Source organism: Viridibacillus soli (assembly GCF_016612995.1).
Lineage (GTDB): Bacteria > Bacillota > Bacilli > Bacillales_A > Planococcaceae > Viridibacillus > Viridibacillus soli.
On record NZ_JAEOAH010000053.1, the window covers coordinates 17,307 to 32,172 of the forward strand.

The following is a 14,866-nucleotide window of genomic DNA, read 5'->3' on the forward strand; positions in this document are numbered from 1 at the left end:
GTTTTTTCTGGCAACCCCTAAGAATAGGGAGAGGCAGAAGTTAGAATGTTTAAATTATGCAAAGGAGAGGATTGTAATGCAGGAAAGTGTGCATTTAAATCAGGAAAAGTTACTAGATCAATCAGAGATGATGCAGGGACAGGGGAGTGTTCAAGAAGAGGTGGCTGAAGGGAATTCGAAAAAGAAGTTCGTGACTATAAAAGAAGTGATGGCATTACTAAATGCTAATGAAACGATTGAAAGTGTTAAACAAAAGTTGCAAATACGTACGGATATATTAGAAGCGAAATTAGCAAATTCAGCAGTTGGATTAAATAATGAAGGGCAATGGGAATATTTTGGTGGAAATCAAAATGAATCACTAGGACGGAATGTATATTCGAAAATTTTTGTGAGGCCGTACGACAAAGAATATATTGAATCGATTAAAGAACTGAAAAGTGATAGTCGTACAAGCCATGTAAATGAGACTTTAATTGATGTAGATTATGAATTGTATAGAAATAGTCTAAAGGTAAAGAATGCCACTGATAAAAAATCGGTATTGTTCGAAGAAGGGCTTTACGAAGAATTGAAATTGTTTAGCAAAAATAAATCGATTAAGATGAGTAGCTTGTTAAATACGCTAATCAAAAAAGGGTTAGAGTACTATCGGTTGTAGAATGTAGATCATCCGCCTTGCAGTTAATGTAAGGCGGATGTTTTTTTGATTTGGCAACCACTGAAGGGGCCACATGTAGAAGAATATAGTGTGCTAGGCTGACACATTGGTTATGGCTTGCGAAGCAAGGAAACGGCATATGAAGCGTGACACGCGGTCTTATATACACTAAACACTAATTAGGGATTAGTATAGATGTAATAGTGGCGATATTTTTGGTGTTTGGAAGGGTGCTAGAAATCCAGCTCTTGCAAAGGTTGCCGGCATTTTATTGGATACCCATAGAGTGTGTACCCCGTCTGTACCTCCTCGGTCATCCATATCTGTGTTTTACATCGGTTTTCAGCGTGCTATTAAAAGCCTTCCAGAATCCTGTTTCAATACGCTTAAATAAAAAAGACGATTCGCAATGGAATCGTCTCAGACTGCTAATTGAAAAATACAATCATATGGAAGGCAGCCTTTACTTTCGTCGAAAAATTCAGGTGCATCAATATTACTAATGAAATTTTCTTTAGAGATAAATATCATTTTAGATGTATCCATTGCAGATCTATCGTTTGACTGTCTTTGGTGTTTACGGGGGATGTCATGGAATAGCTCTGATTCATTTGGGTAAATCACTAAAATCTTTGTAAGGCGATTTCCGTATTGGCCACTATTAATGGCATCTGCTAAGGCTGCTAGTTGCTCAGCCTTTTTCACATTACCTTCTTCCATGAAGAAGGGGAGGATTAATTGAATTGACGAATGTATCGGATGTAAATATAAAAGTGTTTTTTCCGGTATATATCCGTCTCTTGGGAAAGTACCATTTTGAATTATCTTTTCTTTTGTTATGAAATTAAACTCCCAATCCTCAAAATGTAATTCTTTTTTCTGCATAAACACATCAATTAGTTGGGTAATTTCATGATGTTCATCATTTGCTGGTTCAGTAATTTTTCTGAGATAATTCCATAAAAATTCTTTAGCTCTGCTGAAACGAATAATATTAATTTCATAGTCCCATTCATTATAATTTGTAAACCGTGCTATTTCTTGCTTTACGTTAGCGATACGGGTAACTCTAGTAGGTTGTCGTAGTGTTAAAGCAACACCATCTCGGTTGTCCACCATTACAAATAAGACATGATAATTTGATGCAGCAATTTCTTTCTTTTCAATTTGTGGCTGCAAACGTGAAAGTTTCCCCTCAAAAGATGTATCGTATGCATTTTTGGATTTTCTAATTTGTTCATTTCCACAGTCAACCTCAACATGTAGATATTGCCCTTCTACTTTAAATAACCAATCTGCTACGACTTCCGTATGCTCATCCTTATCCCTATAAGGATTGATTGATGTTAATAAGGTACTTTTATAATCTGTGATAGGATTATCATATTTTATGAAATGACTAAGATAATCTTCTCCAAGATGCTTTGATTTGTAGATTAAAACTGGTTCCGTTAAAGTATTGAAAAACAAATTAGGCTGAATCCCGATAACATATAATCCTTTTACTAAATATATCTGTGCATTTGTACGAATTCGATGATTATATATTACATCGAGTGCGATTTGACGAATTGCTAGAGAGTGATCGATATTGCTCGACCCAGGTGTTTTTGTCCGAGAATTTTCATGAATATAGCCAAGTTTTTTTAGTACAGTTAAACCAGCACCAGCTAGTGAAATAATTACTACAGAATGCCCGTTTTGAAGCGGTTCAGTTTTCTTTTTTATTAATCCTGCCTCCAGCCATTTGCTAGTTTTTTTACGGAATGATGCTTGATTTATCGTTTGAACGAATGAATAAAATTCAAATAGTTGCGGTTGTGATAAAAAGGCATGCTCATTTAAAAACAATAATGTTTGAATTTCCGGATATCCTAATTCAACGCGATTTCCTTTGCTGTTGTAGATGAAGTGTACTTTGAATTCTTTTGTAGTCATACTGTTTTCCTCCATTTTATTAAAAGTTAATATTTTTGTAAGCAACTTAAGGCACACCATCTTCAGCCGGTTTAAATGGGCTTTGATAGTGTGCCTGAGAGATAATTATTTTCCTCAAATTATTATATCCGCTGAAAAGGTATATTCTTAGTATCTGTAAAAATGAAAAGATCGCTACTTAAATTTTAAGCAGCGATCTTTTTATTTTACATACGGTTGCAGTAAAACATATAGGCCCTTTTTTTGTTCATCGGACAACTGTTGAATAATATCAACTAGCTTTTCATCGATTGTTTTTACTTCTATAGGAGAAACATCTAATTTTAAGTCCATTTGTTGTTCGACCATAGCGAAAAAGTCCGTCAAAGAAAGTTCGAAAACATCGCAAACGTTCGAAAGCTGAGCGAAATTAATATCAGTTACGCCGCTTTCTAGTCTTGAAATCGAGGCTTGTGATAGTGCGACCTTATCGCCTAGCTCTTGCATACTTAAATTACTTTGTTTGCGTAAATGACGTAATGTACGTCCAATTGAAACTGGATTCATCGTCCTATCAACTCCAATAAATTTATTAATATAAGCGTACAATTATTCCGTTTTACAATCAATATTTTATGTTTTATACTATTAACGAGAATTATCAATAATTGTATGGAAGGCGATGGTTACTATTAATAATTTTAATACGGCGATGCAACAATTTTTGAATCAAAGGGTAGACAGTGTATTGTATGAAATCGGTTTACAGTTTGAGGTTTCTGACTTATCGCAGAGTATCGGTAAATTGCTAATTCAGTCCAATGCGGTACTAGAAGATGAAAAAGTTAAAGATGAAATTGTAGAAAAGATGCAAGATTTAGTATTTACATATCAACATGATTTTCTGAAGCAAGTGTATTTAACTGCATTCTTGGATGGCCTAAAGCTGAATCAACAATGATAGATGTCGGGCAAAATGTATAGTGATCTATTAACAATCAATAGATTTGTTTTGGCAGAATTGATTGATGCTAAACAGTCCGTAGTATGAAATTTGTTGTTCGAAAAATCTAGTACAGAAACGTTAAGCAGTTTGAATCATAGGCTGCTTAACGACTTTACGGAATGCTCAAATATAACTTGATATTAGCCACTTTGCGAGAAAGTAGTAAATAAATAGCATAGAAGATGGGAGGGGAATTATCGATGTCAATCTTCATCATAGATAAATTAAAGCAGCATTTTGAAAAAGATTTGCTTTATATTTATCTGCAGAAATGGGGATTAGAAGATGATCAACTTTTTCCAGCGTTTTTGTATCAACTAAGCCTTGAACGAGTATATTCAACAATGGAAGTAGCCGAAATGTTTGAAATGAAAGATAGCAACTTGCGCTATCAAATGAAAATGATGAGAGAAATAGACTATTTAGGTGAATTGAGAGCGGGCCGCAATTACAGATTTGATTATTTGAATATTTATCGTATGTATCTAGTTGTAACAATACTTAATATACCTGGACGTAATACAGGTGACATTGAATTTATTTTAATGGGGAAATCGCTGGAAGTTTATGAAGAAGAAAAGGAAATAGCTAAAATTATTGCTATCCAAAAAGAGGTTGCCAATGCACATAATCAAACCATTAACGATTTAGACATCCAAATACTAGAGAAACAAACGCTGATTAATGAATTACAAATTAAAGTAATTGAAATGTATAAGGACTTCTTGATACTTGATCAGAAATTTAATTTGAATTTATTAGAAATAGAAATCACGGAAAAAGTAAGTGATGTTGTTAAACAATCAAATAAAAAATGGTTAATGCGGTCGAATGAACAGGAGATATCTAATTTAAATACAGAATCATCGCAACAACTTAGAATACTGAAAGATGAAGTCAGCTTATCGCAATCAAACATTAGTGAAATTGAAAAACGTATTTCTATTGAGTCGTTTGAATTCAGAAAATTACTAGAAGAAAAGAAGCGGATCCTGGTAATCGGTCACTAGTTAGAGATAAGGGCGACTTTTATAGACGTAGCATTATAATAACAGCAAAAAATTGGAGGATTAGTTATGAAGCAATATTATGTTGTTCTTAGACAAGAGGAAAAAGATCATTTAAAGGATACTATCGATGCACTATCATTGGATGAGGCATTTGCAGTTGCAAAAATCCGTTATCAAGAGGAAATGGGAACGGAAGAAAGCCTATTTGTTTATGCTGCAAATGAATACGTACCTTAAGTGCGAAATACATGATTTTCGTATTCGGAATGACCATGTTCAAAGTGAAAGAACAAGCAGTTATTGTTGCTTATGCGATGCTATTTAGATATACTAACATTATTAATAACGACCATAATTAAATAACAATAAAAAGGGAAAACCCCAAATAGATCCATGCATTTTGCGCATGGTCTATTTGGGGTTTTTTATTTGAGGAGAATATTAAATGGTAAACAAATATAATGCAAAAACGGCGAAATTAGATAGACAACTAATATTTAAGATTGGGAACGGTACACTTGGTGTATCAAGTTCAGCGATGGATTTTATGTTAATTACAGCTCAGTTCATAGCAAAAGACGGCCGGATATACTTTGAAAACGATGAAATTCGCAGGCAATTATGTATGCAGAATAAAACCTTTATTCGTGTAGTAAATGAACTTGTACAATTGGACCTTTTATCTATAAAAGAAGGCTTCTTTTATTCTCATTTTCATGTATTATCTAATGGCGAAAAAACAGATCCAAGTTATGTACGCAACATTAAAGGACTAACTTCTGCCGAGGTATTGTCTTTAAATAAATCAAAGAAACGCTTTTTCCTTTATGCAGCTTCATTTACTTCTATGGGTACAATTAAATCTGTATCGGTAGAGGCTCTTTATAGCAACAAATATTACAGCGGTGTGAATTACATCGAATCATATCAAGAACTATCTGAAATCCTTTTTGACTTGGTTAATAAGGGCTTATTAGTCGTGTATATCAATGGGAAGGCATTTGATAATACCTCAGCGGACTTTAAGGAGCAATTTCATAGCTACTGCGGGTTTGACACTGAAAAACGTAAGAAGAGAATGTCAAAAACAAGAGAGCATATCATTGGTTTGAAAATACATGACCGATTATTAGCTTCTGTTATTCCAAATGAATCCAGTAAAGCTGAATTCCATTACTTTGCGGAAAAGTACCATGTTTATCACCAAGTTATGCGTGCCGAAACAATACCTTTATTTATTGACGTCCAAAATAAGCTGTTTGATTTATTTGGAACAGTAGGTGTGGCATTGTATCGTGAATCCTTGATTTCTTACTTAGCAGCAGAACAAGAAAACGTGTTGTACCACGATTTATTTTCAAGTGAAACTGGAACTAAAGCAGTGAATACAATGGTTGATTTTTATTTGATTAAAAACATTGAACAAATCATTTCAAATGTATTAAATAAAGGGCAGGAGACACTTACTTCGGTGGAGGAATACTTCAATAATGAAGATAATTTAGCGGAATTGGTAAGCTATTTTATTGAAATTTCATCGGATGATCATAAAGTGATGCTAGAGGAGAAATTGGAGCAAATTGGTGTCGATTTATCATCATTAGTTCAATCAGTACCACAACAAAATATCGTTGAAAACCACTGGTTATTACTAAATGAACATATATCACATATTTACAGTCAATTCGACTTAACAGCTTCTAAACAAATTACACCGTCGTATCAGCAAACAGTAATACGCCAATGGGCGAGTGAAGGTATCCTGGCTAGAAAAGAAGTGCTACAACAAGCGGTGCAGCAGTTAAAAGAGAAGGTCGTATTTTTCCCAAGTCGAACTAAATTTACAATTGATTCAAACATTCAAAAAGACAATGAAAATCTTCCCGTAAAAAAAATGAGCCTAGGAGAGCGTTTTAGATTAGATTATATGCAGAAATTTAAAGAAATGAATATAACTGAAGAAGACCTTACTTTTGATTTTTAAATGAGTTTACTTATATAGCTACAGCTATATAAATTTATTAATCTATAAATCTCCGAATCAAAACCCAGTATTTTACTATCGCAAGTCGTAGATGCATAATTTTTTTGAAAAATATGCGCATGCGGCTTATTTGGCATGTCTATAGATAATCTATCGAATAACAAGTTTACGAGTATTATTACAATAACCCGTGGCAATTAGTTTCGGGTTATTTTTTTGTCTAGCATTTACATTTTTTGCTTATTATTTCCTGTTATAACAGACCTAATGATACTTATGAGATTCTATAATTCCCGTATTGTATTACGCAGCCAGCCTAGTGAAGTTGATGAAGAGTTATCGCATGCATTTGTCCATAAGAAATATTTAAGCAATCCAACCCCGGTTCCTTACATATCAAGGGTTCAAGGGCGGAATTACACAATGACAGAAAACCGCTAATAGAATTTGTTATTGGGTATGTTATTAAGTGTGTTATTTAATTTGATATTAGATTTGATATATACATTTTGATATTAGATTTGATATATACATGCCGAATGAGCTTTAAAATAAAAAATATTAAAATTAAATTAAAGAACCTGTGTAACCGAGATCACTTTGGAAGAATAAAGTCAACACAACCAATTATAAAAAAGTGATTTTCCTGTGAATGATTACAGCCAATGAAATGTACAATCCTGACATGTTTTTTTAACCATCGAATGAGAGATAGTTTTGTAATCCCCCTTTCATTAATTACTGACTTCATGACAGATGAGAATATAAGATACATAATGACTGGGGAAGGCTACTGATTCATAAAGTCACAACTTTACACCGAGTGATGGGGCATGGTAGTACGGAAGAGGCAAACCAGTATCATGCCGCCTTGTGACCATAACTATTTAAAACCGCTTTCCGCCTAGTTACCGTGCTTCCCAGTGTAATGGGACATCCATGGTACAATCTGTGGCAATCGCTCGTAGGAAAGGCGGCAGGGGTGGTATATGCGCGTGGCTGTAATCAATGATGCTTGTCTCACCATGTAAAGCTATGATATGTAAAGGGTATCAAAGTGTACATGGTTAACGGGCGTTTCTGTACGTGCTTATAAGCGCATTTATATTAAAGGGTTGTAGGTATGGGAGAAACGTTACGTGTAGCGGTGGGAGGCTGGCATGTGATGCAACGAAATGAAAAAGTCTGCTTGGAAATCTAAATAAGCAAATGCATTTTGGTACACATCCCATGGTAGTTTGGTGGAGAACTGTTACACTTTCGCTAATATTGGTGCCGATGTCATGATAGTTTGGCTGAAATTGTTACATATCATATGATGAGTTCGGCAGGGAAATGTACATAAAAGATAGACTAAATAAATTATGGGGCAAACCTTGAAATGGGAAATTTGCTTTCTATAGACAGCTCTCTGACATCCAATAGAAAAACCTGTGTATCAATTCATTTGCTTTTGGTTCGGGGCCTTACAGTCTTATTAAACACTACTAAGAGGTTGATACGGTTATTTTGTAAGCTAACTCAAGGTTGAAGTGGTTGAAATCTTATCAAATTATTTGAAAGCATCAGAAAAAATCAAACGATACACATTCACATTCTAATACTAAGAAACTGGGAATATGTTACACTGAAATAGGATACTGATTATTCAGTTATTAAATGAAAGAGTCATTCGATCGCGGAAAAAGTGGAAAGTACTTCCTTGAAAAATTAGAATCACCTAAATTATAAAAATGCCAATCATTTAAATTAATTTATGTAGGAGATGTAGAAAATGCGGATATCAGAAATAAAGGTTAAAAATTTCCGACTATTAAAAAACACATCAATACAATTAGAAGAAGATTTAAGCTTAATATTAGGGAAAAACAATTGTGGTAAAACTTCTTTATTGATTATATTAGATAAGTTTCTTAATGATAGTCCATTTTCTTTTGATGATTTTAATAGCAGTTTTAGAGATGAATTGAAATCGTATTTAGAATTAGAAGATTCTCCCAATGCATCGGATGAACCTTTTCCTTTTTTAGGGATTTCTCTAAAGTTATTTATTGAATATGACGAGAGTGATGATTTATCTAACATAGGAGACAAAGTCATTATGGATTTGGATCCGGAAAACAAAGTAATTGTACTAGGATTTGAATATAGACTTCTAGAAGGTGAATTTTTAAATCTGAAAAATGATTATAATGCAATGAATAATCAAAGAGAAGCTGAATCTAATCAACCAGAAGATATTTTATCATTTATTAAAAATAACTTCCGAAGCTATTTTACAATACTAAAGAAAAGTATTCTTTATGATAATGAAATTGAGACAGAAAATGATAGCGTTTATACAGATTTATTAAAAGAAAAGATAAATATAGGGAATATCGTTAACTTTAAATGGATTAATGCCCGAAGGAATGTTTCAAATAAAGATAAAGAAAGAAGCCTTTCCACTCAATCAGCTAAGATCTATAAAAGAATGGAAGATGAAGATATTAATAGAACTGTAATTGATAAGTTTAAAGAGGCTTTAACTGAAACTGATAAGAAGCTTGAAGGGATATATGGAGAGATATTTAATGAGATTATTGAAGATGTAAGAAAGTTCGGAGGGACAAATCAAGACCAATCTTCAATTAGAATTACTTCTACTCTCCAGCACAAAGAGTTATTAGAAGATAATACTACAGTAGTTTATGGATCAGGCGATTCAGGTGTCGAATTGCCCGAAAACTATAATGGATTAGGTTATATGAACTTGATTAGTATGATTTTCGAGATAAAGATTATTCTTCATGAGTTTCAAAAAAGTAAAGATTCAAATCCGGCTGATATAAACCTTTTATTTATCGAGGAACCAGAAGTTCATACACACCCTCAGATGCAAAGGATATTCATTAAAAACATAAAATCATTATTAGGTGAAGGTATATCAGTTAGAAATGGCGAGGGTCGAAAACTTCAAACGCTTATATCTACCCATTCCGCACATATAGTTGCGGAGAGTGATTTTGAAGATATAAAGTATTTCAGAAAAGAAGATAATGAAGTAAATTCGAAAAGCCTTAAAGATTTAGAGGCAATATACTGTGAACAGAAAAACAACTATAAGTTTTTGAAACAGTATTTAACATTACATAGATCTGATCTCTTTTTTGCTGATAAAGTCATATTTATTGAGGGAGATACAGAGAGAATTCTCCTTCCTGCAATGATGAAAAAAATAGATTTCGAAGACGAGTTAAATGGTAGAGCTACTTCACTTCCCCTATTGTCTCAAAATATTTCAATAATAGAAGTCGGAGCTTACTCGCACATATTCGAAGAATTCATTGATTTTGTAGGAATAAAATCACTTATCATTACTGATATAGATTCTTATAAGATCGTTTTCGATTTAGACAAAGACGATAACAAAAAACTTAATTCAGATGGAACAGAAAAAACAAAAGAAATGGCCTGCCGTGTTTCTGATGGAACTGAATCAAGCAATTATTCTTTAAAATACTTTCTAGGCGAAGATATAGGATTTGATTCCTTAACAAAATTACCTCTTATTGAAAGAACATTAATCAAAAACAGTGTTGAAAACGTATGGGAGATAAATGAAAAAGGACATGTTCTCTTGCAGTATCAGTCCGCAGAAAAAAATAAAGAAAATAACCTTTACCATGCACGTAGTTTCGAGGACAGTTTTTTTCATATTAATAAGGAGTTCATTAAGAAGCACACGTTTAATGAGGAAAAGGTATTTACAGGAAGTTTGAATTTTCCTAGTCTGACGCAAAAAAAGATGAAAGCATTCGCAAAAGATGAAATAGATTCATATGAAATGGCAGAGGGCGTTGGAAAAAAGCCTGCGTTTGCAATGGAGATATTATTAAATAGTAAAACAGAAGAAATCGATATATGCTACATAAAGACTAAACAAGAAAGAACATTATCCCATGAATATTCTAATTGGGAAATCCCGAAATATATTAAGGAGGGGTTGCAATGGTTGAAAGAAGATTAGGTTTGGAAGACGAAGTACAACAAATATTTAAACATAAAGATAATGGATCTGATTTCCTATTAAGTGGAGGTGCAGGAAGTGGTAAAACCTTCTCACTTGTCGAGATAATAAATCAAAGCTTATTAGAAAATCCTACTGATAGGATAGCTTGTATTACTTATACCAACGCTGCAGTTAATGAAATCGAAGGACGTATTCAACATGCGAATTTAATTGTAAGTACTATTCATAAGTTTTTATGGGATAATATAAAGTCGTTTCAAATAGAATTAAAAAAGGTTTTAACCGAATTAATCAATGAGAAAACCCATAAAGGATTAATACTTTCAGAGCATGTAGACTCCGATTTTTTTACCGGTAAGACTATTCAGTATAAAGAGTATGTGCTAATTAAAGAAGGTATAATTTCACATGATGAAATTTTAATCTTGGCAAATATAATGTTTGAAAAATATCCGAAACTTTGTAGAATAGTGCAAGATAAGTTTAAACTTATTCTCATAGACGAATATCAGGATAGTGTGACACGTTGCTAGTTGAAAAGACTAGCCATTAGTAGAAATTTTCGCTAAGAGAACTAAGAAATCAGATGAGTCGAATGATGAGGTAACGCTCTGAAAGGCTCGACCTAATCCTCCGAATAGCATTATCGCGTACAATCGTGATGGTGTTATAAGCTCGGTGAAGTCAGTTGAATACCACCCTAATTACAGGAAAGCGGAGTGGAGGCACTTTGTGTGGTAGATAGACTGGGGTTCTATAAAAAATACTCATGGTTAGAATGTAGGAAAGAAAACTTCTTACTGACGAAATTCCGAATGTACGGCTCTAGAGGTATAAGTATTCGAAAGGGTACACCAACTTATTGTTGGGTTAGTGAGGTGGAGTAAGATTTGTCTTTATGAAACACCTTATAGTGTTACAGGCGCTATCAAGCTAACAGGGTTAGAGGAATGACCTAAAGGTATTATATGTACAGATATGATTTTTTGGAACGTGGTAAGCTGGCTACTTGGAGAGATTGCACTCGATGAAGAGGTATAAGGGAAAACAATTTGTATAACCTTATTTTAAGTCAGTGAAAGTGATGGCACAGTACCGTTGAAGCCGTGATAATAAGCGGTGGAGGGATAGCCATTAGTCAATTTATGAATAAATAAAGTAATGTTTTATAATATCAGATTCTTGTGCGACTAAAAGTAAAACCAACACCATAAAAGAGTAAGTGTGGTGAAAGTGTTCACTGATACATCAAAAGAATGGCTGGAAATGAAATATTAGTTTAAAGATTCGTAAATGATGGAACGCCGTATGAGGGGAAACTCTCACGTACGGTGTGAATGGGGGGAAAAGCTGGAGATAATTTCAAAGGCTTACCTATCCATATCCGACAAAGTTGTAGTTGAGATTTTTTTAAATCACCTTAAACAAGGCGGAAGACAAAATATAGTAGGTTTCTTTGGCGATGCTATGCAATCTATCTATGATAGTGGGATTGGTGATCTTCAGGGTTATATTTCTGAAGGAAAGATAAAAGAAGTTCAAAAGAAACAAAATAGACGAAACCCAAAATTAATTATTGATTTGGCTAATAAGTTAAGGACTGACGGTATAGTTCAAGAACCATCAGACGATTTGAAAGCTCCTAACATGAAGAATGGAAGTATCAAACCAGGAAAGATAAGTTTTTATTATACAACTAATGAAGATAAACTTGATCTATTAAAAAAAGAGTTGAAATGGGATTTTACCAACCCAAAGGAAACAAAAGAATTAAACTTAACTCACAACCTAATTGCCCCGCAAGCGGGTTTTAATGAGCTAATGGAAATATACGATGGGGATAAGATTTTAGATTATAAAGATCGAATTGTTAAATACATTAAGAGCTTGGACGACAAGCCTGAATTTGATGGATATTCATTTGGGGATGTCATTGATACTTTATTAAAGGGTAAAACTGGTGTGCAACAAAAGCCTATATTACCGACCAATGGGATGACCGAATTCATTAATGAAAACCCAAGTCTATATGAGAAGGCAAAAAACATCTCATTTAATAGCTTTAGTAAAATATATTTGGATAAAGCTATGTTACTAGACGATAAAAAGGATGACATTGATGATCCTTCTAAACCCACTTCTAAAAGGGATGAAATTATAAATCATCTATTTAAGATTCAAGATAATATTAGTTTGTATAAACAAGGGGAATATAATGAGTTTTTAAGGAAAACAGAATTTAAAATACGATCTATCAATGATAAGCTAGAGATTAAAAGAATTATAGAAGAAATGCAAAATATGTCGAATAAAAAGATTGAAGAAGTCATTGAATTTGCTCATGAAAATAGAATATGCAGGAAAGATGATAATTTCTATTCATTTATAGAAAAAAAGAGTTATGTATATGAACGATTGAAGAAAGTGAAGTTTAAAGAGTTTCAAAACCTATTTGCTTATTTAAATGGAAAAACGCCTTTTTCAACACAACATAAAATAAAAGGCGAAGAATATAACAATGTATTAGTCTTATTAGACAATGGAAATTGGTCTAAATATAATTTCGAATATTTATTCGATGATAATATAGTTGATAGCTTATCAACCGCGAAAGCTTTATCTTATCAGAAGATTTTGAACCGTACAGAAAAGCTGTTCTATGTATGTTGTACAAGGGCAAAAGAAGATTTGGTAGTTTACTATCGCAATCCAACGCAACCTATCATAGACAAGGCGGAAAGTTGGTTTGGCCTTTCAAATGTACATACGATATAAAAAATTTATATACTGTGAAAAGTTCATGCCTATTTTCTTTAATACTTAGAAAAAAGAAAGAAAAGTATTGTGTTTGGGATGTTGAATTTTTAACTTCAGCAAAAGGGTTCGATTAATGGAATAAAGGATGGACTATAAACCGGTAATTCAGCAAAGCTGTAGGGGGAGAATAAGATTAAATTAGAAATTTCAAGCTGGATAGGGATCACTTCGATATTATTTTTATTCTGTGTTTTCACTTTAATCTGTCATTTATTGGAATATCGTATAAAGACGATCAATGTATTGCAAAACAATCGAAAACTGCAGCTATTGGATGTATAATATTTGCTCTATTAGTCTCAGCTTTGTACAGCTTGATATTTAAGTAAGTGTTCAATAATCGGGTGCGTTTTGGCAGGTTGGATCTATCCAGTAAATGGAGTAATCGGCTCTTTAATGGTTTTTATCTTACCAGTCTCTAAAGGCGTGGAAGAAGTAGAATCGTCCTTATAGGAAGCCGAAGGGAGGACAAGTCATGGAACTTTTAATAACGAAGTCTTCAATCATAAACAGTTACAATAGTGATGGAAAATTGCATCTATTTATGACCGAAAAAGAAAGGCCCTGTTCTGAGGCGACTCTAACTGTAATGAACGATAAAGATGGAGCGAAATGTTCGAGATTCACGATAAAGTTGGACTCGATAGAAGAACTTGATAGGTTAGGAGAGAAATCTGAAGTTGACATATTAGTGACAAAAAACCCTGAGTTTTCAAGTTACATTGCCATTGTACTTTATGATGAAGAAATAGATCAGTCGACACAAAGTTAATACTACCCATCGAGAAAATTAGGACTGTGGAAAAAGCCGGTAATGGAAGTATGCAAGACAGAGGTTCATTTTGAAAAGATATTAAAGACACTGGATTAAACTAAACATCAAAACAATTATATTGAGAATGAACTTGTTTCACTTGTTAATGTAGTAAAATACTTAGTAAAGGCATTCGAAGAAGTTGCTTCATCTACGGACGGTCCAAACCCTGGTTACGCATGAAACGATTTAATGAATGATAAAATCAGATAGACAAACCTGTAAAATTTTATCTATAATAAATAAAAGATATTGTTAGTGGGACTCTCATGAGTAGTATAAGAGATTGAGTCCTGGAATTCATAAATGAAGGATATTTAAATTTACAGAACTTGATTATTAAAGAAATCGATGTCTCCGTAAGCATTTTTAACAAACCTTATTAATTCCTTTGTAAGAGCTGTTTTTGACCCTCGAAAAAGCCGTTCAAACGTTGATGTAATAAGGTTTCTCTGTTTAGTGTACTGAACACCCGCCGTCTCCATATTTAAATTTAGCGGCAGAAATGCCGTTAAATAAACATTTAAACAAAGTTAGGGTGATTTGATAGGAGCTATACTCTTATGGAATTACCCTTTTTTGTTGTTAAGGGAAACTATATTAATCGGTTCTATAATATTTGTTGGGGTTTTCAAACAATTGAAG

Annotated in this window: 11 protein-coding genes; 9 read left to right on the forward strand and 2 right to left on the reverse strand. The window is 33.3% G+C overall.

Features of this window, described 5'->3' with window-relative positions; genetic code table 11:
• Window positions 1–76 precede the first annotated feature (76 nt).
• Entirely contained in the window at window positions 77–661 is a 585-nt protein-coding gene (locus JFL43_RS20555; protein WP_200750478.1) for a hypothetical protein, read from the forward strand.
• Between the two features lie 420 nt (window positions 662–1,081).
• On the opposite strand, the gene JFL43_RS20560 is transcribed toward JFL43_RS20555, so the two are convergent.
• Window positions 1,082–2,599, reverse strand: a complete 1,518-nt coding sequence (locus JFL43_RS20560; protein WP_200750479.1) for a hypothetical protein — start codon at window positions 2,597–2,599, stop codon at window positions 1,082–1,084.
• Between the two features lie 201 nt (window positions 2,600–2,800).
• Window positions 2,801–3,145, reverse strand: coding sequence for a helix-turn-helix domain-containing protein (locus JFL43_RS20565; protein WP_200750480.1), 345 nt, complete (start codon window positions 3,143–3,145; stop codon window positions 2,801–2,803).
• Between the two features lie 115 nt (window positions 3,146–3,260).
• Here JFL43_RS20565 and JFL43_RS20570 point away from each other — a divergent pair, with 115 nt between their 5' ends.
• The 8 genes from JFL43_RS20570 to JFL43_RS20605 all read left to right on the forward strand — a co-directional run bounded on the left by JFL43_RS20570 (window position 3,261) and on the right by JFL43_RS20605 (window position 14,179).
• Window positions 3,261–3,539, forward strand: coding sequence for a hypothetical protein (locus tag JFL43_RS20570; protein ID WP_200750481.1), 279 nt, complete (start codon window positions 3,261–3,263; stop codon window positions 3,537–3,539).
• Window positions 3,540–3,784: 245 nt separating this feature from the next.
• The gene (locus JFL43_RS20575) at window positions 3,785–4,594 is read left to right on the forward strand and encodes a hypothetical protein (RefSeq protein WP_200750482.1); all 810 of its coding nucleotides are present in this window, start codon (window positions 3,785–3,787) and stop codon (window positions 4,592–4,594) included.
• A gap of 66 nt (window positions 4,595–4,660) precedes the next feature.
• A complete protein-coding gene (locus tag JFL43_RS20580; protein WP_200750483.1) occupies window positions 4,661–4,831 on the forward strand; it encodes a hypothetical protein in 171 nt (56 codons plus the stop codon).
• Window positions 4,832–5,039: 208 nt separating this feature from the next.
• On the forward strand, window positions 5,040–6,578 hold the full coding sequence (locus tag JFL43_RS20585; protein ID WP_200750484.1) for a hypothetical protein: 1,539 nt from the start codon (window positions 5,040–5,042) through the stop codon (window positions 6,576–6,578).
• A gap of 1,774 nt (window positions 6,579–8,352) precedes the next feature.
• Entirely contained in the window at window positions 8,353–10,587 is a 2,235-nt protein-coding gene (locus tag JFL43_RS20590; protein WP_200750485.1) for an ATP-dependent nuclease, read from the forward strand.
• The gene (locus JFL43_RS20595) at window positions 10,569–11,123 is read left to right on the forward strand and encodes a UvrD-helicase domain-containing protein (RefSeq protein ID WP_200750486.1); all 555 of its coding nucleotides are present in this window, start codon (window positions 10,569–10,571) and stop codon (window positions 11,121–11,123) included. The genes JFL43_RS20590 and JFL43_RS20595 overlap by 19 nt, the downstream gene beginning before the upstream one ends.
• A gap of 760 nt (window positions 11,124–11,883) precedes the next feature.
• On the forward strand, window positions 11,884–13,365 hold the full coding sequence (locus tag JFL43_RS22875; protein WP_234447935.1) for an ATP-dependent helicase: 1,482 nt from the start codon (window positions 11,884–11,886) through the stop codon (window positions 13,363–13,365).
• A 517-nt stretch (window positions 13,366–13,882) separates the two neighbouring features.
• Window positions 13,883–14,179 carry a hypothetical protein gene (locus JFL43_RS20605; protein WP_200750487.1) on the forward strand — a complete coding sequence of 99 codons (297 nt, stop codon included), beginning with the start codon at window positions 13,883–13,885 and terminating at the stop codon, window positions 14,177–14,179.
• The last annotated feature ends 687 nt before the right edge of the window (window positions 14,180–14,866 follow it).